Source organism: Sporomusaceae bacterium ACPt (assembly GCA_041428575.1).
Taxonomy (GTDB): domain Bacteria; phylum Bacillota; class Negativicutes; order Sporomusales; family Sporomusaceae; genus Sporomusa_D; species Sporomusa_D carbonis.
In genome coordinates, this window is sequence record CP155570.1 from 2628314 (window position 1) to 2649629 (window position 21316).

21 protein-coding genes are annotated in these 21316 nt (G+C 48.2%); 12 read left to right on the forward strand and 9 right to left on the reverse strand.

Translation table 11 applies throughout. The features are described 5' to 3' along the window. Positions 1–3 precede the first annotated feature (3 nt). From gatA to yedE, 7 genes are all read right to left on the reverse strand, one after another. On the reverse strand, positions 4–1464 hold the full coding sequence (gene gatA / locus SCACP_RS13635; protein ID WP_425058041.1) for an Asp-tRNA(Asn)/Glu-tRNA(Gln) amidotransferase subunit GatA: 1461 nt from the start codon (positions 1462–1464) through the stop codon (positions 4–6). A gap of 47 nt (positions 1465–1511) precedes the next feature. Then, positions 1512–1802 carry an Asp-tRNA(Asn)/Glu-tRNA(Gln) amidotransferase subunit GatC gene (gatC, locus tag SCACP_RS13640; RefSeq protein ID WP_425058042.1) on the reverse strand — a complete coding sequence of 97 codons (291 nt, stop codon included), beginning with the start codon at positions 1800–1802 and terminating at the stop codon, positions 1512–1514. 64 nt (positions 1803–1866) lie between these two features. Next, positions 1867–3891: an NAD-dependent DNA ligase LigA gene (gene ligA, locus SCACP_RS13645; RefSeq protein ID WP_425058043.1), complete on the reverse strand. Its 2025-nt coding sequence runs from the start codon at positions 3889–3891 to the stop codon at positions 1867–1869. Positions 3892–3917: 26 nt separating this feature from the next. Beyond that, positions 3918–6140: a DNA helicase PcrA gene (gene pcrA, locus SCACP_RS13650; protein WP_425058044.1), complete on the reverse strand. Its 2223-nt coding sequence runs from the start codon at positions 6138–6140 to the stop codon at positions 3918–3920. A gap of 192 nt (positions 6141–6332) precedes the next feature. Next, positions 6333–6596 (reverse strand): DUF3343 domain-containing protein, encoded by a 264-nt coding sequence (locus tag SCACP_RS13655; RefSeq protein WP_425058045.1) that lies wholly within the window; start codon positions 6594–6596, stop codon positions 6333–6335. Between the two features lie 37 nt (positions 6597–6633). Beyond that, complete coding sequence (locus SCACP_RS13660) at positions 6634–6840, reverse strand: sulfurtransferase TusA family protein (RefSeq protein ID WP_425058046.1); 207 nt, start codon at positions 6838–6840, stop codon at positions 6634–6636. A 7-nt stretch (positions 6841–6847) separates the two neighbouring features. Then, positions 6848–7921 carry a YedE family putative selenium transporter gene (gene yedE, locus SCACP_RS13665; protein WP_425058047.1) on the reverse strand — a complete coding sequence of 358 codons (1074 nt, stop codon included), beginning with the start codon at positions 7919–7921 and terminating at the stop codon, positions 6848–6850. 160 nt (positions 7922–8081) lie between these two features. Between yedE and SCACP_RS13670 the strand changes: the two genes are divergently transcribed. From SCACP_RS13670 to SCACP_RS13690, 5 genes are all read left to right on the forward strand, one after another. After that, entirely contained in the window at positions 8082–9011 is a 930-nt protein-coding gene (locus SCACP_RS13670; RefSeq protein ID WP_425058048.1) for a LysR substrate-binding domain-containing protein, read from the forward strand. 150 nt (positions 9012–9161) lie between these two features. Beyond that, positions 9162–10388 carry a putative DNA modification/repair radical SAM protein gene (locus SCACP_RS13675; protein WP_425058049.1) on the forward strand — a complete coding sequence of 409 codons (1227 nt, stop codon included), beginning with the start codon at positions 9162–9164 and terminating at the stop codon, positions 10386–10388. Then, positions 10351–11121 carry a DUF4130 domain-containing protein gene (locus tag SCACP_RS13680; RefSeq protein WP_425058050.1) on the forward strand — a complete coding sequence of 257 codons (771 nt, stop codon included), beginning with the start codon at positions 10351–10353 and terminating at the stop codon, positions 11119–11121. The genes SCACP_RS13675 and SCACP_RS13680 overlap by 38 nt, the downstream gene beginning before the upstream one ends. 3 nt (positions 11122–11124) lie before the next feature. Further along, positions 11125–11925, forward strand: a complete 801-nt coding sequence (locus SCACP_RS13685; RefSeq protein WP_425058051.1) for a tRNA 2-thiocytidine biosynthesis TtcA family protein — start codon at positions 11125–11127, stop codon at positions 11923–11925. Positions 11926–11977: 52 nt separating this feature from the next. Further along, complete coding sequence (locus tag SCACP_RS13690; protein ID WP_425058052.1) at positions 11978–13033, forward strand: hypothetical protein; 1056 nt, start codon at positions 11978–11980, stop codon at positions 13031–13033. 31 nt (positions 13034–13064) lie between these two features. Here the strand turns inward: SCACP_RS13690 and SCACP_RS13695 are convergent, their stop codons facing one another. After that, positions 13065–14276 carry a divergent polysaccharide deacetylase family protein gene (locus tag SCACP_RS13695; RefSeq protein ID WP_425058053.1) on the reverse strand — a complete coding sequence of 404 codons (1212 nt, stop codon included), beginning with the start codon at positions 14274–14276 and terminating at the stop codon, positions 13065–13067. A 293-nt stretch (positions 14277–14569) separates the two neighbouring features. Here SCACP_RS13695 and SCACP_RS13700 point away from each other — a divergent pair, with 293 nt between their 5' ends. Both SCACP_RS13700 and SCACP_RS13705 read left to right on the forward strand, forming a co-directional pair. Then, positions 14570–16306 (forward strand): methyl-accepting chemotaxis protein, encoded by a 1737-nt coding sequence (locus SCACP_RS13700; protein WP_425058054.1) that lies wholly within the window; start codon positions 14570–14572, stop codon positions 16304–16306. 47 nt (positions 16307–16353) lie between these two features. Then, a complete protein-coding gene (locus SCACP_RS13705) occupies positions 16354–16680 on the forward strand; it encodes an STAS domain-containing protein (RefSeq protein WP_425058055.1) in 327 nt (108 codons plus the stop codon). Between the two features lie 45 nt (positions 16681–16725). On the opposite strand, the gene SCACP_RS13710 is transcribed toward SCACP_RS13705, so the two are convergent. After that, positions 16726–17220, reverse strand: a complete 495-nt coding sequence (locus SCACP_RS13710) for a YajQ family cyclic di-GMP-binding protein (RefSeq protein WP_425058056.1) — start codon at positions 17218–17220, stop codon at positions 16726–16728. 223 nt (positions 17221–17443) lie between these two features. Between SCACP_RS13710 and SCACP_RS13715 the strand changes: the two genes are divergently transcribed. The 5 genes from SCACP_RS13715 (at position 17444) to tnpC (ending at position 21220) form a co-directional block, all read left to right on the forward strand. Beyond that, a complete protein-coding gene (locus SCACP_RS13715) occupies positions 17444–17809 on the forward strand; it encodes a response regulator (RefSeq protein WP_425058057.1) in 366 nt (121 codons plus the stop codon). 14 nt (positions 17810–17823) lie between these two features. Continuing rightward, positions 17824–18705, forward strand: a complete 882-nt coding sequence (locus SCACP_RS13720) for a hypothetical protein (protein WP_425058058.1) — start codon at positions 17824–17826, stop codon at positions 18703–18705. 215 nt (positions 18706–18920) lie between these two features. Continuing rightward, positions 18921–19187, forward strand: a complete 267-nt coding sequence (gene tnpA / locus SCACP_RS13725; RefSeq protein WP_425057809.1) for an IS66 family insertion sequence element accessory protein TnpA — start codon at positions 18921–18923, stop codon at positions 19185–19187. A gap of 55 nt (positions 19188–19242) precedes the next feature. Then, positions 19243–19590, forward strand: a complete 348-nt coding sequence (gene tnpB, locus SCACP_RS13730; RefSeq protein WP_425057810.1) for an IS66 family insertion sequence element accessory protein TnpB — start codon at positions 19243–19245, stop codon at positions 19588–19590. A 61-nt stretch (positions 19591–19651) separates the two neighbouring features. Next, positions 19652–21220, forward strand: coding sequence for an IS66 family transposase (gene tnpC / locus SCACP_RS13735; protein ID WP_425061408.1), 1569 nt, complete (start codon positions 19652–19654; stop codon positions 21218–21220). The last annotated feature ends 96 nt before the right edge of the window (positions 21221–21316 follow it).

Here is a 21316-nt window from a genome sequence, read left to right on the forward strand (position 1 = left end):
GTGCTAAACCTCCCCTAGCGGCGCAAAGCGCGTATGGTAATCGTTGGCCTGTTCAAAAGCATAAGCCGCCTGGATAATGGTGGCTTCGGCCAACGGCTTGCCGATAATCTGCATACCGACAGGCAGTCCGTGCGCAAAACCGCATGGCAAAGATACGCCGGGAAGACCTGCCAGGTTGATGGGAATGGTGCAAATGTCCTGCAGGTACATGGCCAACGGGTCGCTGAGTTCGCCAATTTTAAAAGCCGTTGTCGGCGCCGTCGGCGTGATAAGCACGTCAACTTCGGCAAAAGCTTGGTCAAAATCCTGCTTAACCAGGGTGCGCACTTTGAGAGCTTTGAGGTAATAAGCGTCATAATACCCTGAGCTTAACGCATATGTTCCCAGCATAATCCGGCGCTTGACCTCATCGCCGAAACCTTCGCTGCGGGTTTTTTTATACATATCAATAATATCACTGCCAGCCGCACGGTGACCAAAACCGACACCGTCATAGCGGGCCAGGTTGGAGCTGGCCTCAGCCGGAGCAATCAGGTAATAGGCCGGCAGGGCATACTGGGTGTGCGGTAAGGAGACTTCCCTGACCTCGGCGCCCATGGCGGAAAACCGGTTAACCGCTTGCTTGATTGCGTCAGCCACTTCCGGCTGGATGCCTGCCCCGAAATATTCTTTGGGCAAACCGATTTTAAGGCCTTTGACATCGTTAACCAACGCTTGTGTATAGTCGGGAACAGGGGCATTAATTGACGTAGAGTCCTTGGCGTCATGACCGGCAATAGCGTTAAGCACTATGGCGCAGTCGGTTACGTCACGGGTAATGGGACCAATTTGGTCAAGCGATGAGGCATAGGCCACCAGCCCGTAACGGGAGACCCGGCCATAAGTAGGTTTTAAGCCTACTAAACCGCAATACGCCGCCGGTTGACGGATAGAGCCGCCGGTGTCGGAGCCCAGCGCCCAGATCGCCTGGCCGGCAGCCACAGACGAAGCTGAGCCGCCGCTCGAGCCGCCTGGTACCCGGTCAGTGTCCCAGGGGTTGCGGGTTACAAAAAAACCCGAGTTCTCGGTAGAGCCGCCCATGGCGAATTCGTCACAGTTGGCTTTACCGGTAATAACGGCATCCTGGGCAGCCAGCTTGTCCACAACAGTCGCGTCATAAGGCGGGACAAAATTGGCAAGGATCTTGGACGCACACGTTGTCTTGACACCTTTGGTGCAGATATTGTCTTTGAGAGCGCCGGGGATGCCGGCCAGCGACGCAATTCGCTCGCCGCGCGCGATTTTTGCATCAACGGCTGCCGCCTGCGCCAGCGCCTGCTCTCTGGTTTCGGTTATGTAGGAATGTATCTTGGGTTCAACGGCGTCGGTACGGGCAAATACCGCCTTGGCCAGTTCGACGGCCGACACTTCTTTTTTAATTAGCATGTCATGCAGAGCATGAACGGTGTATTTAAACAATTCCACTTATCTTTCCTCCAGTCAGCTACAAGTGAGATTACTTCCCGCACCTGCTAGCCTTCCATAATTTTGGGAACTTTGAAATAGCCGTCCTCGGCTTCAGGCGCATTGGCAAGCGCCAGTTCCCGCGACAACGAAGGTTTGACGGCATCAGGCCGCATGACATTTTTTAACGGCAACACATGGGCTGTCGGCTCAACACCGGTAGTATCAAGTTTGTTTAACACCTCGGCATATTCTAAGATGGCATTAAGCTGAACAGCATATGAGTCCAGTTCGGCAGGCGTCATCTCAAGACGGGATAAAAGCGCCACATTTTCAACATCTTGACGGGTTATTTTCATATTATCACCTTCCCAAAGGCAAAATGTGCCAATATTGTAATTAATAAAGAGTATTATATCATGCCTACGGCTTTTGCACCAGTTTGATAAATGAGTCTTCATCCAATACCGTGATTCCCAGTTCCCTGGCCTTGTCAAGTTTGCTGCCGGCTTCGGCCCCGGCTACGACATAGCTGGTCTTTTTGCTGACGGCTGACGCCACTTTGCCGCCACAGGCAATAATAAGCGCTTCAGCCTCTTTACGGGGTATGGACAGTGTACCTGTCAGCACGAAGGTTTTGCCGGCAAGCTCCTGGCTTACGGCAGCCGGCCGTTCCTCTGTCATTTTTACGCCGGCAGCCTTTAATTTTTCAATAAAGGCGCGGTTAGCAGGGTCGGCAAAATAGCTGACTATGCTTTCAGCAATCTTCGGGCCAATTTCGGCAATAGCCATAAGCTCCTCGGCGCCGGCCCCGGCCAATTTATCAATATCCCCATAATGCTGCGCCAGAATTGCCGAGGCTTTTGCGCCTACATACCTAATGCCCAAGGCGAACAATACTCTGGCCAGGCCGGCGGTTTTACTGGCGGCAATGGCGTCAACAAGGTTTTGGGCCGACTTTTCGCCCATACGGTCCAAAGCAGCCAGGGCTTCCGGTTTTAAGCTGTATAAATCAGCGGCGTCCCGGAGCAGTCCGGCTTCCAGCAAGCTGGCAATAACGGCAGGACCCAGCCCGTCAATATTCATGGCGTCACGGGAAACAAAATGAATAAGTCCTTCACGCAGTTGGGCCGGACAGCGGGGATTGACGCACTTATGCGCCACTTCGCCCTGCTCGCGCACTATCGGCTGACCACATTCCGGACAGGCTGCCGGCATAATAAACGGCTGCTCGCTTCCTGTGCGCCGGGTCGCCACTACTGATACCACTTCGGGAATGATCTCGCCGGCTTTATGGACGATGACCGTATCGCCAATGCGAATGTCTTTTTCTTCAATATAATCAGCGTTGTGCAGCGTAGCGCGGCTCACAGTGGTACCGGCCAGTCTGACCGGCCGTAATACAGCCGTAGGGGTTAGCGCCCCGGTGCGGCCCACCCGCACAAAGATATCTTCAACAATAGTCGCCGCCTGCTCGGCCGGGAATTTAAAGGCAATGGCCCAGCGGGGGTCTTTGGCCGTCGACCCCAGCAGGCGCTGACTGGCCAGACTGTTAACTTTAATGACTAAACCGTCAATATCATAGGGCAGGTCGACCCGCTTTTCGGCCCAGCTTTCACAGTAAGCAATCACGTCTTCGATATTATCAAACACTTGATAATGGGGATTGACTTTAAATCCTAACCTTTGCAGTTTCTCAAACATTGCGGCATGAGTTGCTACACCCAGTCCCTCTTCGGTGCCCAGGCCGTGAATGAAGATGTCAAGCGCCCGTTCAGCGGTAATCTTGGGGTCAAGCTGGCGTATCGACCCGGCAGCGGCGTTCCGGGGGTTGGCCATAAGCGGCTCGCCGCTCATTTCCCGCAGCCGGTTGAGCCGGTCAAATTCGCGCCGGGGCATGTAGACTTCGCCCCGCACTTCCAGTAAAGGCGGAATGTCATCATCAGCATTGAGGACCAGCGGTACTGACCTGATGGTGCGGATATTGGCCGTTACCTCCTCGCCGTAGGTACCGTCGCCCCGGGTGGCCCCCCGCACCAGTCGCCCGTTCTGGTACACAAGGTTAATGGCCAAACCGTCAATTTTAAGCTCAACAACATACTCGGCGGCAGCGCCGTCAAGTCCGTTTCTGACCCGGGCGTCAAACGCCCTAAGTTCGCCGGCGGAAAATGCGTTGCCCAGACTAAGCATCGGCGTAAGATGGGCCACCCGGTCAAAGCCTTCGGCCGGCACTCCGCCTACCCGCTGGCTGGGAGAATCAGGCGTGATTAGAGACGGAAAAGCTGTTTCAATGGCAATCAGCCGTCTGAGCAGACTGTCAAATTCAGCATCGCTTATCTCGGGATTGTCCAGCACATAATAACGGTGACTATGATAATGGATGGTTTTTCTTAATTCTTCGATTTCCTGCGCGGCAGCCGTCAAGGTGGCCGGAATTGCGGTATTCATGTTTCTAACCCCCGTGAGGAATATTATTAGACTCGGCTGATTGGGGCCATCTGGGCCAATAGTTTTTTAATCCCTTCATTGGGAAAGGCAATACTAAGCTGCATGCTGCCGCCGCTGCCGGTTACAGCGACAATAGTGCCTGTTCCCCATTTACTGTGATAAACCTTTTCCCCGGCTTTCCAGTCAATATTTTTAGGAGTGGCGGTGTTACCAATGGGGGTTTTCAGAAGTGTCAATTCCGGCTTGGGCGCAGCTTTTGGCGGCAGGACAGCAGCCGCCGGGCGGCTTTGGACAGGTGATAAATAACTTGGCCGCTTGGGCGCAAACCGTTCAACAAGTTCAGGAGGTATTTCGTCCAAAAACCGCGATGGTGAATAGCAGACGGTATTGCCGTAAATCATACGCTGGCGGGCGTTACTGATGTAGAGTTTGCGTTTGGCACGGGTAATGCCAACATAACACAAACGGCGTTCTTCTTCGATTTCATGCTCATCCATAAGGGTGCGGACATGAGGAAAAATGCCTTCTTCCAGACCGGCAAGAAACACGACCGGAAACTCCAGCCCCTTGGCTGTGTGAAGAGTCATGAGCGTAACACGGTCATCAGCCGTTTCAGCAGTATCGATATCGGTTACCAGCGCAACATGGCTTAAAAAGTTTTCCAGCGTATTCTCAAGTTCGGTTGTGACAAAATCTTTGGCAACACTTAGCAGTTCCTTGAGGTTTTCAATCCTGGCCTCAGCCTGGGGGCTGCTATCTGCCTCCAATTCGGCCAGATAACCTGAATCACGCATAACCTTTTCCAGCAAATCAGCGACAGGCAGCGACTGCTGGCAGGCCATCAGGTTAAAGATAAGTGTAGCCAAGGTTTCAAGCTGATTTTTGGCCCTGGCGGTGAGGCCGGGAACCAGTTCAGGATTGGACACGGCGTCAAACAAGGAAACATTGTTTTGGGCAGCATATTCGGCCAACCGGCCGATGGTAGTGTCGCCAATACCGCGTCGCGGCACGTTGATAATCCGGAGCAGGCTGACAGTGTCAGCCGGGTTAAAGATTACCTTCATATAGGCAAGGATATCTTTTACTTCTTTCCGGTCATAAAATTTAAGGCCGCCAACCATGGTATAGGGAATGCCGCCTTTCATCAACCCTTCCTCGATCACCCGTGACTGGGCATTGGTGCGGTAAAGCACGGCCATATCCCCGTACGGTATGCGGTAAATTGTGTTGAGTTTAATAATAGTGTCGGCGATGTAACGCGCTTCGTCCCGTTCATCGTCAGCCAGATAGTGGGTAATTGTTTCCCCCGGCTCATTATCTGTCCACAGCGACTTGGGCTTGCGGTTACAGTTATTTTCGATAACGGCATTGGCGGCATCCAGGATATTTTGCGTAGAACGGTAATTTTGTTCAAGTTTGATAACCTTGGCGTCCGGGTAGTCGGCCTCAAAATCGAGGATATTTTTAATGTCGGCGCCGCGCCAGGCGTAAATGCTCTGGTCAATATCGCCTACCACACAAATATTCCGGTACTTGGCCGCCAGCGTCCGGGCCAAAAGATACTGAGCACGGTTGGTATCCTGGTATTCATCAATTAAGATATACTGAAACTTATTCTGGTATTTTTCCCTTACTGTGGCATTATATTCCAGCAGTTCAACCGCTAACATCAAGAGATCGTCAAAATCCAGGGCATTATTGGCTTTGAGTTTACTCTGATACAATTTATATACTTCAGCAACTTTAAGATTGTAAAAATTATCAGCTTGGGCAGTAAACTGCCGCACATCCTGCAAAGCGTTTTTGGCATTGGAGATGGTCGATTGAACACCATTTGGCGTGAACTGCTTTTCATCCAAATTCAGTTCTTTTAGACAATTTTTAATGAGCGCCTGGGAATCGCCTGAATCATAAATAACAAAATTACGGTTGTATCCCCCCAGGTTATCAATCTCCATACGCAGAAACTTAGCACAAAAGGCGTGAAATGTGCTAAGCCAGATATCTTTGGCAACCGGACCAACCATGCCGGTCACCCGTTCTTTCATTTCCGCCGCCGCTTTATTGGTAAAAGTGATGGCAAGAATATTATATGGCGAAACGCCGTGCGCCAATAGATTGGCAATCCGGCTGGTCAGCACCCTGGTTTTGCCCGAACCGGCCCCGGCCATTACGAGGAGCGGTCCGTTCAGATGGGCCACTGCTTCCTGCTGGGCCGGATTCAAGCGGTCAAATATGTTGCTATTCATAACTTCCTCCGTAAGATAAGTTGGCTAAACATATTTATTTTCTCCATACTTTTCCCTTTTCCTGTCGAATTTCTAAAGAAAAATAAACAGCCACTATCACTGTCAAGAGGACGTTGTCGAGGGGGACAGTTGCCCTTGACAGTCCCCGAACGAAAAGGGCCTGTGATCAACACAGGCCTTTCCTTATCTTAGTTAATATACTTCAACAAGCTTTATGCCTTTTTGCAGCATGGCAACGCCTTTAGCCCCCAGTACTTCTACCGCCTGATCAACATGTTCTTCTCCTATCTGGGCGGCCAAGCCTTCACAGGAGGCGCTCAGTTCGCGCGGCACCGGCACAAGCTCAGCCGGAATACCGTGTTCCTTTAATATCTTTTTGGCCCTGAAAGCATGATAAACGGATGGAAATGTAATTACACAACCGGCCATGTTAAAATCCTTTCGCAACAAGCGCATGACATAGTATGGTTTAGTATGGTAATAATACGTTCAACTAGCGAGAGATACTAATAGTATATTCGCCACCGGCCTCGGAACATTCAGCCCGGAATTTTTGCGACCTGGCAAATTTAATAATGTTTTCCTTGGCCGTAGGTTCATCAACCATAACAGTTACCGTGTCCGCTCCTGCCAAAGCGTCTTTGGTCTTAATGAGCGGTATGGGACAGCTTAACCCTCTTAAATCAAGAATATTCGGCATGTAGTTATCAAACTCCTTTGCTTATCGGCGTAAGTTTTTCCCTAAGTAAATACCCGATACCTGAAACGACAGCAATGCCAACAACTACGGCAATCTGTCCGTTAATGCCCACTCCGGCGCCTGATCCTGCAGCGTTAAGCCCATGGGCTACACCTGCTCCGGCCAGCATGCCTAATACACAAATAAAAGCATCTGTGCTGCCTTCTCCGGCCATAATGAGCTGCCTGAGCGGACAGCCGCCGGCCAATGTTGCCGCCATCCCGGTAAGAAACAGACCAAGAAAATTCCAAACATGCATGGTATGCGCCAACGGCTGATTGTCAAAGCCCAATTTGAAAAAACCAAAATACAAATTACCTGCCAGCGCGGCAACAAACATAACACCATATATTTTCAGGAGCGAAGTATCACCTACCAGCATAAAGTCGCGGAAACCGCCGCTAAGACACATGCGTGAACGCCAGGCAAGCGCACCGCCGGCCAAGCCGGCAACCAGGCTGATATATACCGGAGCATGCATTGCCCCCGGGCCATTAACGCTAAACTTCAGGAAGCCGGCCCCCATACTTACGGCAATTAGCAGCAGCAGCGCGGCAGCGGCCGCCAAATAACCACTAAACTGCATGCTGCCGCGATACACCTGCGCCCGTCCCAAATTATAACCACGTTTTAGAAATATTACCCCTGCCATAATTCCGGCAACAAATCCGGCTAACCCTGTAAGACCGTTGAGATCCCCCCCGGCCACCCGCAGGATAGCCCTTAGCGGGCACCCCAAAAACACCAAGGCGCCAATCATCATGGCCATACCCAGGACGAACCGCACGACCGGATTTGACCCGCCGCGCGGCCGGAATTCGCCATTAAACCGGGCCAAACCGAAAGCACCAAGAATAAATCCTAAAATCTCGGGCCGGACATACTGCAGCGTGGCCACGCTGTGAATACCTAACGCGCCGGCAATATCCCGCAGCTGACAGGCGGCGCAAAATCCGTAGTTGCCCGGATTACCGGACTTGACCAAGAATACTGCCCCCAGACCAAATACCAGGCCGGTGGCAATAATCACTAACCAGTTCACCCTATCACCTCATATAAATTAATTTTATTGCATTAATAAATATTATATATCAATCATTAAAATTCCTCCTTTTGCCAGGATTGACAGGAATTTAATTGATATGTTCGAATTACATAAAGGATGCCTTAATTCAATTCATTACTAAACCTTGAGGTGAAACATGTCCTACATTCAGTCACTAACAGTGTTTTTGCATGTCGCTGAAGAAGGCAGCTTTTCAGCTGCCGCCAAAAAATTAGACCTTACCCAACCCACCGTTTCTTTTCACATTGATAATCTGGAAAAAATTTTTGGCTGCCCGTTATTTATCAGGACCTCAAAGGGTGTTTCATTAACAATATATGGTGAAAAGCTGTACGATACCAGCCGGACAATAAACAACTTAATTGACAGTACCCACCATGAAATTCAGGCCATGGCCCGGGGATCAGCCGGCCAGATTATTCTCGGCGCCAGCACCATTCCGGCTGACTATATTTTACCGCCAATTTTAGCAGAGTTTCTCAGCCGGCACGCCGGTGTCACAATATCGTTGATAACAGGTGACAGTCATACCATCCTGGACAAGTTTAACAGTGGCGAAATTCCCATTGCTGTAATCGGCACCAAGCCTGAAGACAGCCTTGTCAGCTATCCGTTGTGGTCTGACAACCTGGTGCTTGCCGCCCACCCGGATTTCCAATTAACTTCCCATGGCCCTGCGGAAAAAGATTGGCTGCCTACTCTGCCGTTTATTTTAAGGAAAAAATCGTCAGGAACAGCCAGTGCCGCCCTAAATGCTTTAACCAGACTTGGCATTGATCCGGACAAGCTCAATGTCGTCATCGAAGCAGGCAGCAACCAGGCTGTAAAAGCTGCTATTTTGAATAAAATCGGCGTTGGCTTTATCTCGTCCTGGGCGATTGAGACCGAACTCACGTCTGGCCGGTTAATAACATTGCCGTTACCCGGACTGGCAATTGAGCGCCGGTTTTATGCCGTAGGCCGTGAACCCATGCGTCCGGCCTGCCTTGAACTTTTCTGGCGCTTTCTTATTGCCACTGCCAGCACTAAAACCCAATCACAAGCGATTGAATCAAAAGAGACTTAGCTTCAGGCGGAGTTTTGCATATTATACAGCAAGAACAAACGTTTGCAAAACGTTTGTTCTTGCTGTATAATTTTACTATAGTAACCTTAAAGTAAACTTATTGAGGGTATCCACTCAGTACGCTACAATACATTCATGGTGGTGAACACGGTGAAGGCTTTGGGAACGTTAGATAAACTAAAGATATTGGGCGAAGGAGCCAAATATGATGTCTGCGCCTCAACAGCAGCCAAGGTACAAAAACCGGGAGTCTGGAATATTGGCGCAGCGTCGCCGAGCGGCGTTTGCCACTCTTTTACGCCTGACGGGCGTTGCATTTCACTGTTTAAGGTGCTCTTGACCAACTATTGTGAAAAAGACTGCGCTTACTGCCCCAACCGCGCAGGCCGCGATGTCGCCCGCGCCAAGTTTGCCGCTGACGAATTGGCCGGACTGTTTATGGATTTTTATCGCCGCAACTATGTCGAAGGCTTATTTTTAAGTTCAGGCGTTACTCATTCCACCGGCCACACCATGAGTGAAATGCTCAAAGTCGCCGAAATCCTGCGCAACCGCTATAAATTTGGCGGTTATATCCATCTCAAAATCTTACCAGGCGCAGCCGATGCCGATGTTGCCGCCGCCATCAGGTTTGCCAACAGGGTATCCTTAAATATGGAGGCTCCGACTGCCAACCATTTGGCCAAACTTAGCCGCACTAAGAGTTTTACGGGCGAGATACTTGACGGCATGGCGAAAATCAATAACCACTTAACAGAACAACCGGGCGTATCCCATTCCACTCAGTATATTGTCGGGGCGGCACAGGAAACTGACCGCGATATTTTGCAGTCAGTAACTACTTTATATAACCGCTATAATCTAAGAAGGGCCTATTTCAGCGCTTTTCAGCCGGTAGCCGGTACACCGCTGGCAGTGGCCAGAGCTACGCCCCTCATCAGGGAAAACCGCCTGTACCAATCTGATTTTCTGCTGCGCCTGTACGGGTTTACGTATAACGACCTTGTCTTTGACAATAACGGCAATCTTGACCAGGAACTTGACCCCAAGCTCGCTTTTGCGCTCGCTCATCCGGAACTGTTCCCGCTGGAAATAAACAAAGCTTCCCTTAATGATTTGCTGAAAATTCCCGGACTTGGCCCGCGTTCGGCTGCGAAAATTGTCCGGGTGCGCCGCGAACACCGCCTGACCCAGCCCGCCGAACTAAAAAACGCCGGGGTAGTAGTCAAACGGGCGCTGTCATTTATCACTATTGACGGCCGGTTTTTTGGCGACCGCAGTAAGCTTAATAAACCCGACCGTCAAAGTTATACCCAACTCAGCTTATGGGGGGACTCCCGTGATTATCTGCTCACCGGCGCCATGGCCGATCATTAAAGCTGCTCTCCTGGCAGAAATTTATAACGACTTGCCCTGTTTCCAAGGAGAACAAGACAGTCTCGGACTGTTTGGGATTACGGCTGCTCATGATGCCGATACAGCTTCACTGGCAGCCCTAATCAAGCAACTCTCTGCTACTTGTGGTCTTGATACGTCCTGGCTTTTGGCCAGCCCCGGTCATACGCTGGCGCGGCTGGTGGCCGCCAATCTCCGGTATCAAGCTTTGGATAAAGCGGCGGTTATCTTTGCGGCTGTCGAGCAAGCAATCCGCTATGGACACTCCTACTGTCTTTGCGGTATCGGCGGCATTAGCCGGATCTTTCTTTCCCGGGCGAAAATTGTATCGCATGAAGTGCATAAAATGCTCGGCTTTATCCGCTTTCATCCGGCTCCTGACAACACCCTGGCAGCCAAACCTAAGCTATTCCATCAAACAGCCGATCTTATTTTAAGGCAATTTGCCCCCCGCTACCCCAATACCCGCCTGGTGTTTATTCTGGAGAACGATACGGCCCTGATGTTAACTAACGGTAAAATTATGCATACGCCGGCTAACATCTACCTGCCGTATGTGGAAAATCAGGAATTTGCCGCCGCCTGGGAAACTTACTACCAGTCGCAATATATTGCCACCCGCAAAAATATTAAACTTGCCCAGCACGCCATTCCCAAAAAATATTGGGACTGGTTGGCCGAAGGCAAAATTCTTGAAAGTGAGGCTTCTAAATAGATCATGAACAAACACCTGCCCCAGCCGTACTTCAGCCGGGTTGTCAGGGCGATTATCGAATTTGATATGCTCAAAGACGGCGACAAAGTGCTTGTCGGTCTGTCCGGAGGCAAAGACAGCCTGTTCTTGACTTACGCACTGGCTGTCCTCAAAGATATCGCGCCGTTAAAGTTTGAACTCGGCGCTTTTACCCTTGACCCCATGTTTACCGATGACTTTGACCCGGCGCCGCTGGTTGAGTTTTGCACAAGGCTTGGCATTCCTTTTGCTACCGAAAAAGCAAACATTGCCGGAATTATTGATAATAATCACGGTAAAGACCCCTGCTTTACCTGCGCGTTTTTCCGCCGCGGTGCGGTAAACGGCTTTGCCAAACAGCATGGTTATAATAAAGTGGCTCTGGCCCACCATCATGATGATGCAGTGGAAACCTTCTATATGGGCTTGTTGTATGCCGGCCACTTGAAAACTTTTACCCCGGTAACCTATTTGAGCCGTACAAACCTTACTGTTATTCGCCCACTTGTTTATTTCAGAGAAAGGGAAATCCGGGAAACGGTTGCCCTGCATGGCTTAACGCCGCTGGCCAGCCCCTGCCCCATGAATGGCAAAACCAAACGCCAGGAAATTAAAGACCGGATTGCCGCCCTTGAACAAGTTGACCCGGATTTCTATTCCCACCTGGCAGCGGCAATGCGTGGCGGCAAACCAATCGAGCTATGGCCGGGCGAACTGCCCCGAGATGAACTTAAAGCCAAACATGATGCTTTTTGGCGGCCGGACAAAAAACCCCCAAGCTGTTAGCCCGGGGGTTTTTTGCTCATACTATTCATGTTACTTTTGCGTAAGGAGCTGCATGATGCAAACATCAATTCTGATATACCGCCTGTTCGATACCGCCAATTCAATCGAACTGGCTAAAGCCGAGACATTACTGGCCACCGGCAGCCATGTGTCCAGGCTCCGGTTGACCCGCGTATCTCCCAAGGCCATAGTTTTTAAAGACCCGCCGGTAACAGTGCTGCTCACACCACAACAAATTCCTGTCGGCGCCAAAATTTTTCCCGCTGAGCTTCGGGCAAGAATTTACGAACTGGGTGTAATCAGTATTATCATTCGCATTAATCTGCCACCTGAGTTTGCCTATCAGGATTTAATTGACCTGGCATCGGCCATCGACCATATCCCGGAAAGCATATTTCTCAGTACGCTTGAGGCCGTGCTGGCAGCCATCCGTCCGGCTGTCAACGGTGAACGCGCCCCGGTAGTTGAAGAGGACCTGGTGATTTACTACTTTCGGGAATGGCGGCAGGGCTGGGACGCCGTACCGCTGCTACTTGGCGAAAAAGAGCCGGTAAGTCCCGAGACAAGGCGGGAAACATTGGCCAACCGCTTTTCGTACGCCAGCGATTTTACCATCCTGGGCTGGGACAAAGCCATTGTCTACGAACCTACCGGCAGTCCGGATATTCCCGACTTGTTGGAGTTTGCCAACTCCCAGTTTCTTATATTACGTTACTATGATCACCTGTTAAACCAAGAAATTGATAAAATGTATGACGCCATTGCTGAAGCTGAACAGAGGGCCATCTACCGCCGACTGGGCGAGTATCGCCGTATCAGGCGGCAACTCCTTGAATTAATGGCTGATATAACTTCCATAACCAGTGAAATTGAAAACTCGCTTCGCGTAACAGAGGATGTTTTTTATGCCAGAGTGTACACAACATACCTGCGCATCTTGCGCATCCACGACTGGACAGCCAGCATCGACCAACGGGTGGAAGTCATTCAGCGTAGCTATAATTTACTTACCGAGGAGGTAGTCACCAGCAGATCCGAGCTTATGGAGTTGGCCGTAATCATCCTCATTACACTGGAAATCGTCTTATCCCTATTGCAAATTACTTAATTGGAATCCAAACTTCTCGCTCGCTATTCACCTATCTGAGCAATTGATCGGCATATACCAGCCTTACACCGGCCGCCTCAATCTCGGGAATCATCTCACGTATGGCAATCACTGTATTAGGCCGGGAATGGCCGATAACTGTTACACTGCCATTTTTGATAGCCGTATCAACTGCTTTTCGCAGTTGTTTTTTTATAAGTTCAACATCAGAGCTGTTGTCCAAAAACAGTTCATTTTCACCGGTCCTCAGTCCCATTTGCCGTGACATCTCAGCAGCTACCGAGCGGCCGCTGGTACGGCTGTCAATGAAAAATAAATTATGAGACTTAATAACACTGAGCACATCTTTCATCACCCGGCGGTCAGCCGTTGCCTTAGAACCCTGATGGTTGTTAACGCCTTTAACCCCCGGTACGGCGGCAATGGCCTTAGCCACAGTCTGCTTTATTTCTTCATCACTCATACCAACGGTAATTACTGTCGGCTCCATTTCTTCAGCAGCTGACAACGGTTCTAACGGCAAGTGCAGCATAACCAGGTGGCCGGCGCTTAAGGCCTGGGATGCAGCTTCATTGCTGTACTGACGGTACGGCAATACAGAGAAGGTTATTGGCCGGCCCATATTAACATATCCGGCAATAGGTTCCCGGTTATAGCCAAAATCGTCAATGATTATCGCCATATCGGCCTGATGACCATAAGTTTTGGAGGTTGCAGGCAACACACCTTGTTTTTTAGCAATAAACAGCCGGTCAGTCACTAATGTTAGCGGTTCACCGGCCAAAGTATCGGTAATCCCGATATCAACGCGTACTACCTGCGATCCGTTATAATTATCAGGTTCAGTGCCGAGTATTTTACCGCCTGCTTTGCCAATAAGCGGTGTCAGCGACTGTTCCAGAGTTTCGGAAGTCATCGTTTCCGGCATAACCAGCAACATGCTGCGGGTATGCCAGCGAATAAGCCCTTCCACTCCCTGCCGGGGAACTTCCCGGCGGGTTTCTTTTGTTTCTTTCGGCGCTAATCGGACATTTGCCAGACCGTTATCTACGGCGGTGTGAATCTTGGTAGATGTTTCCGTAAAATCAAGCACTACGCCGGCCCCTGTCTTCTCCTGAGTATAGCCGGGGGCGGGTGGCACGGGCGGCTTTTCAAGGGGTTTTTCCTGTTGATAATAGATAACGGCTGCCAGAATAATCCCCAGCGCCAGTAGCCACTTGAAATTACCGTTCTTTTTGGCCATAATATTTTCTCCTTGTCCGTTTTCTGCTGTATTCTTTGCCCTAATTGTTCAATTTATCTTTTTCACACTCATTGTTCAAAAATTAGCAACTTTTCATAACTCAATTATATAGTTATAACATTAATAATGTCTACTTCAATCTTGGCCATGCCGTTAAATATACTTAACATAGAATTAACGCTATCTTAATATACCGATGGAGGATAATTGATTACCAAAGACTAACATTTTAAATACAATAGGGAAAATTCCTATATATAAAATCCATCTCAAAGAAGGAGTACAGCATAAACATGAATCTCAACAAATTTGGGCACTTGTTTTACCAGCTTAACCTCAAAGCTAAACTGCTGTTTGTTGTGGCAATCCTGTCGCTCGTGTCTATTATCGTCGGCATCGTCGGTTTGCAAAGTATAAGAACTTCAAATGATGCGCTTAAAGATATGTATGCCCACCGCATTGTTTCATTACGCGAACTTAAGATAATGTCTGATTCATTTACGGTAAATATCATTGATACCACCCATAAAGTAAACAACGGAACTTTGGCGTGGGCGTTGGGCCGCGACAGGCTTAATGAAGGCCTGAAAACCATCAAAAATCAGTGGGCAACATACAAAACCTTACAATTAACGCCTGAAGAAGAACATATGGTCGCTCAGATTGACGGACTGTTTGGTATGGCTGACGGTGCGATTGCCAAAGCAGTTGACATAATGACAAAAGAGGATAAAAAAGCATTAGCCGCTTTTATGATTGAAGAACTCTATTCAAGTATTGAGCCGATATCCGGTAAACTTTCCGAACTTCTTGACCTGCAACTTGAACTGGCCAAAAGCGAATATCAAAATGCCGATAACCGCTACAATACGTTGATCATGGTATTTACCACCCTGATTGTGACCGGATTAAGTATTGCCGTTGGCCTGGCGCTGTTTATCTTAAAGCTAACCCTGTGGGAAATCAGCAATATGGTTACGTGTGTCGAGGAAGTTGCCGCAGGAAATCTGGCCATAGCCAAGATTGACGTCACTTCCCGGGATGAACTCGGCCGATTAGGCACAGCCATAAACTCCATGGTGGTAAACTTGCGTTCCCTGGTGCAAACAGTATCGGCGTCAGCTGAGCAGGTAGTAGCCGCCTCACAAGAAACAGCTGTCTCGGTTGAACAGGTATCGGCAACTGCTGCCGACGTCGCAGGCAGCAGTTGCGAACTTGCCGGTGACGCTGAAATCGGCACCGGGTCGGTTGTTGAAGTTTCCAAGTCGCTGTTAGAGCTGTCGTCACTGATTGATATTGCCAAACAGGAAGCCATGTCGGCAGCCACTAACTCAAAATCAACCCTTAATACTGCAGTTGACGGACGCCAGACAGTAGCCAACACTGTTGCCTGTATGAGTAATATCAGGGAAAAAACAGTTGAAACTGAGGAAATCATTGCCACGCTTAACAGCTATATTGCTCAGATTGGTGCCATAACCGGAACCATTACCAACATCGCTTCACAAACAAACCTCTTGTCCCTCAATGCTGCTATCGAAGCGGCCCGGGCCGGTGAAGCCGGACGCGGCTTCGCCGTAGTTGCCAAAGAAGTAAAAAAGCTGGCTGAGCAATCTACCCAAGGGGCGACAGAAGTGTCAGCCCTCATTCAAAAAGTAACCGCAAGCACCGCCGCCGCTGTCCAGGCCATGCGCAGCAGCAGGGTTGAAGTTGAGGAAGGTGTGGCAAGCGCTAATCAGGCCCACCAGGCGCTGGAGAATATTTTTTCAGCAATAAACAGCACGGTAACTGATATTGAGTCTGTATTGTCAATTACCGATGAGGAAGTTACCCAATCGGACCGGATTATTGACTTAATTGACTCTCTTGCCACAGTAATCGAAAATACAGCCCAGCGGGCCAAAGAAGTTTCCAGCGCTACCAAACAAACTTCAACAGTCATGGATTCGCTTGCCGTTAATTCTGCGGAAACCAATAAAATGGCTACAGACTTGAAAGTTGCCATTGAATATTTCCACACCGGCAAATAAAGTAAAGGCAAATAAAGTAAAATTGTTAAGTTTAGGAGGAATAAGAAGTGAACAATCAGGAATTTATTGTCGTCGATAGCCAAGTTATCGTAAACTTGGCCGGTAACCTTCAAGGAAAAATTGCTGCTCAAGTCAGAGAAACCATGTTGAAGTACATAGAGAACGGTTATTACAATTTTAAAGTTGACTTTTCTAATGTAACCGATATTAATTCAACCGGGTTGGGCATGCTGGTTAATATTCAGAAACGAACGCTACAAAATGGCGGCGATATTATTATCCACGGCCTACATGGCATCGTAAAAGCAGCTTTTGACCGGACCCGCCTGACTAAAGCTTTCAACATTTTGGATGATAATCCTGCGGTAGCATAGAAAACGAAAAGCCACTAACCTGTTAAAGTTAGCGGCTCTCATTTTTTACGAACGGAAATTAATGAATTGCAAGTCTATGCCAAAATCTTTGTCCTTGAGTTTTTGAATTACTGTCTGCAAATCGTCCTTTTTGGCGCCTGACACCCGCACTTGGTCATCCATAATTTGCGCCTGGACTTTAAGCTTTAATTCTTTGATATAACTTACTACTTCTTTGCCTTTTTCCTTGCTGATACCTTTTTTAATAGCAATGGTTTGTTTTACAGTTCCCCCGGCAGCAGGCTCAATTTTGCCAACGTCCAAACACTTTAAGGAAACATTTCGCTTGACCATTTTTGTTCTCAGAATATCAAGCATGGCGCCAAGTTTATAATCATCTTCCGCTGATAGTTTTAAAGAATCCTTGTCCAAAACCATTTCCGCTTTGCTGCCTTTGAAATCATAGCGCTGCCCTATTTCTTTGGTAGTTTGATTTACGGCATTATCCATTTCCTGCATGTCCACTTCTGACACAATATCAAAAGAACAGTCTTTGGCCATTAAAATAACCCCTTTCACAACTAAGCTTATCAAAAGTTATATTACCATATTTCTCTATTTTGCCCACAAAAACCTGCATTTTATAATTAAATTAAGCCATTTTCCCATAATGCATAGTATTAGATCATATGTAAAAAATTTGTTAAATTAGAATAATCTGAAAGGATTTGCTAAAAATGCCAAGAATATAACAAATAAATTATGATGGAAGGAGCTTTTCACGGTGGATGCTTGTACTCCCAAAATATTAATTTGTGACGATTCTATGCTTGTTCGCAAAAAACTCCGCGACATGCTTGAGGCAATGCGCTGCCAGGTTTATGAAGCCAAAAACGGCACCGAATGTGTGGAATTGTTTAAAACCCATAAGCCTGACACAGTTTTTATGGATATTGTTATGCCTGAATTAGACGGCTTGGAAGCACTTAAACGTATTAAAGAAATTGACCAGGGCGCCAAGGTAGTCATGTTGTCATCAACAGGCACATCAGCTAAGCTACTGGAAGCGCTGAAAAACGGCGCAGCCGATTTCATCCAAAAACCGTACAATAAAGAACAGATTGCCAAAGCCGTTGGCTATTCTGAATAATAAAGGAGCAAGCAATGTTTACTCAATATTTCGGTCAGTATCTTTTTAATAAAGGAATTATCACCGCCAGTCAGCTTTGTGATTTATTGGCCTACGAACAGTCTGTCCGGGTAAAATTGGGCGTGTTGGCTATTAACGCCGGACTCATGACAGCCGCTCAAGTCGAAGAAGTCCATGAACTCCAGCGGACAATGGACCGCCGCTTCGGAGAAATCGCGATAGATAAAGGTTTTCTTACTCAACCGGAGCTTGACAGCCTTCTGGGTCAGCAGGCCAGTCGCCATCTAAGCTTAAGCCAGGCCATTATTGATAAAGGTTATCTTACCCTGAATCAACTGGAAGCGGCTCTTGAAAAGTTCAAACAGGAAACCCGCTTATCTGAAGAGCAATTCCAGGCGTTGCAACGGGCGGATATTGATCAAATTGTCCGCTTATTTCTCAAATTCCCTGAAGGTGAATCAGGTAGTTTGTACTATGATTATGTAACTCTCTTGTTAAAAAATATTGTCCGGTTTCTCAATGAACGTCCGGTACTCTCTTGGCCTTTACCGATTACCAAAAAAACGGAAGGCTGGCTTATTACCCAGCAAGCCATTGGTGATATCACTCTTTGTAGCGGCTTAGTTTTGAGTGATGCTACATTGGTTGGCGTTGCCAGCCGTTTTAGCCAGGAAGATTTAACCCAGGTTGATGAATTTGCCAAAGACAGTGTAGCTGAATTTCTGAATTTGCATAATGGTATTTTTCTCATCAATCTCTCTGATAAAGGCTGCGAACTTGATTTGCAGCCACAGACAATTGAGCCAAATACTAATTTTACTCAACATAACGACTACAGAATACCTATCGACCTATCCTGCGGGCGCCTGGAAGTATTCATATCTTTGTTCCTATAACAAACAAAAGAATTCCCAAAACAACAATAAGCCCGCCAATAGCGAACATGGACGCGTAACCCAGGCAGTGCCAAAAAAACCGGCACCAAAAAGCATTATTTTTTCCGGCCATGTTCATCTGCCAATTTCCCTAAATAGGGCGTAAGCGTAAAAGTATCCCCACATAGCGTATATGCTTCAATCCTGGGATAATGATCTCAGGAGGGATAAGCTGTATGGAAAATACAATAACAAGCAAGCGTAAGGCCTACTGTGCTGTCGAAAAAGCAGCGCTGATAGCAGCATATAAAGCCAGTGGCCTAAGCAAAAAAGAATGGTGCCAGGAAAATGCTATTGGCCTGAGCACATTGCAGAGATGGCTGCAGCACGAAAAAAGCAGGACCAGCCGCAACCGGTACAAAACTGGATTCCTGTCATCCAGGCTGCGCCAGAACGATCAGCCAGCCTCGAAATACAAATCGGCAAATGCAAAATTGCCGTAGATACTAAAACAGATAAAAAACTCTTGGCAACGGTGCTTGGCGTACTGGTGGAAGTATGCTGAAACTATCGGAACATACACCAGTCTTTTTAGCCTGCGGGGACACCGATATGCGTAAATCCATTAATGGCTTAAGCGCATTGGTGCAGCATAGTTTTAAGTTGGATCCGTTTCAAAAAGCACTGTTCGTCTTTTGCAACAAACAACGCAATCGAATAAAGATTTTAACTTGGGAAGACAACGGCTTTTGGCTGCATTTAAAGCGCTTGGAACGAGGCCGTTTCAAATGGCCGACACTTGACGACGCCACCATGGCGCTTACCACAGAAGAACTGTGGAACCTGATTCAAAGCCCGGGCATCGAACAAAAACTGCGTCGCACGCAAGTTTTAAAAAGCCGCTAAAGTATTGATTTTACTGGCTTTTTGCCTCATTTTCCGGTATAATAGAAGATAAGAAAATGGTATCGGAAATGAGGATTTTTTCTTGCAAACACAGGCACAGCTTGAAGAAGAAAATGCGGAATTAAAGAAACGCGTTCAGGAATTGGAAGCGCTCAACAAGTGGTATATGGAGCAGTTGAAGCTGCTTCGCCAAAAAAAGTTTGGCGCTTCTTCGGAAAAAAGTAAACGCGATGACCAGGAACAGTTAAACCTCTTCAATGAGGCGGAAGCTGAGCGCCAACCGATTGCTGTGGAGCCGGACGTGGAAACCATCAGTTATCAGCGCAAAAAGGGTAAACGCGGAGAAAACATAAAGGACTTGCCGGTAGAAGTGATTGAATATACTCTGCCAGAAGGTGAACAGACCTGCCCTGCTTGCGGTGAAGAGCTGCATGTTATGAGCAAGGAAGTACGTAAGGAATTGACGATTGTTCCGGCAAAGGTCAAGGTTATCGAGCACGTAAACTATGTATACGGTTGCCGAAATTGCGAGAAAAACAATATAGAGACGCCGATCATCACGGCTAACGCGCCGAAAGCGTTGCTGCCTAAGAGCATGGTATCCGCCGAGCTTATGGCCTATATCATGAGCCAAAAATTCGTCAATGCTATGCCGCTGTATCGGCAGGAGCAGGAATTTAAGCGGCTTGGCGTAACGCTTTCCCGCCAAAACCTGTCCAACTGGGTTATTAAAGGTGTCGCACTTTTGGAGCCTTTGTTAGCAGCCCTAAAAAAAGAGTTGCTTTCAAGGGATCTGTTGCACGCCGATGAAACTACTCTGGAAGTGTTGTGTGAACCCGGCAGACCGGCACAGACAGATTCCTATATGTGGTTATATCGAACGTCCGGGGATACGGATCATCCGGTTGTGCTCTATGACTACCAGGAAGGGCGCAGCGGGCAATTTGCCAAGGCGTACCTTGCAGGGTTTTCCGGCTATCTTCAGACCGATGGTTGGCATGGCTATCACAAGGTAGAAGAAGCCGGTGTAACCTTGTGCGGCTGTTGGGCACATGTTCGGAGAAAATTCAATGAAGCCTTGGTCGGCCCTGCGGCTAAACAGCCGGATAGTAAAGAAGCGATAGGTCTTGCCTATTGCAATAAGCTTTTCGACGTTGAAAAAAAGGCCGAGCACATGACGCCGGAAGAACGGCATGAACTAAGGCAAAAAGAAGCTAAACCAATTATCGAAGAGTTTTATAAATGGATAGAAGCTTGTTGGGCTGATACCTTGCCGCAAAGTCTACTGGGCAAGGCGCTTACCTATGCCCAAAATCAAAAAAAGTATCTGACAGCCTATTTGGCCGATGGCCGCATCGAAATATCGAATAATCGTGCGGAGCGATCTATCAAGCCTTTTGTGATTGGACGAAAAAACTGGCTGTTTTGCAATACGCCTGGTGGCGCAAAATCGTCCGCCGCTGTTTACAGCATAATCCAAACGGCCATAGAAAACGGATTAAATCCACAAGCTTATCTGGAATATGCCTTTAGGCAAATCCAACTGCAGGATACGCTCTGTATTGAAAAACTACTTCCGTGGGCTGAAGAAATTCCTGTAAGCTGTAAAATGCCTAATAAAAAAGCATAACGGTTCCAACAGCCATCTGATGTTTTATCATATCGTACATCAGGTGGTTTTTTATTGATAGGTGGTTTTGCTTTGACGCTTACAATAGGGCCGCAT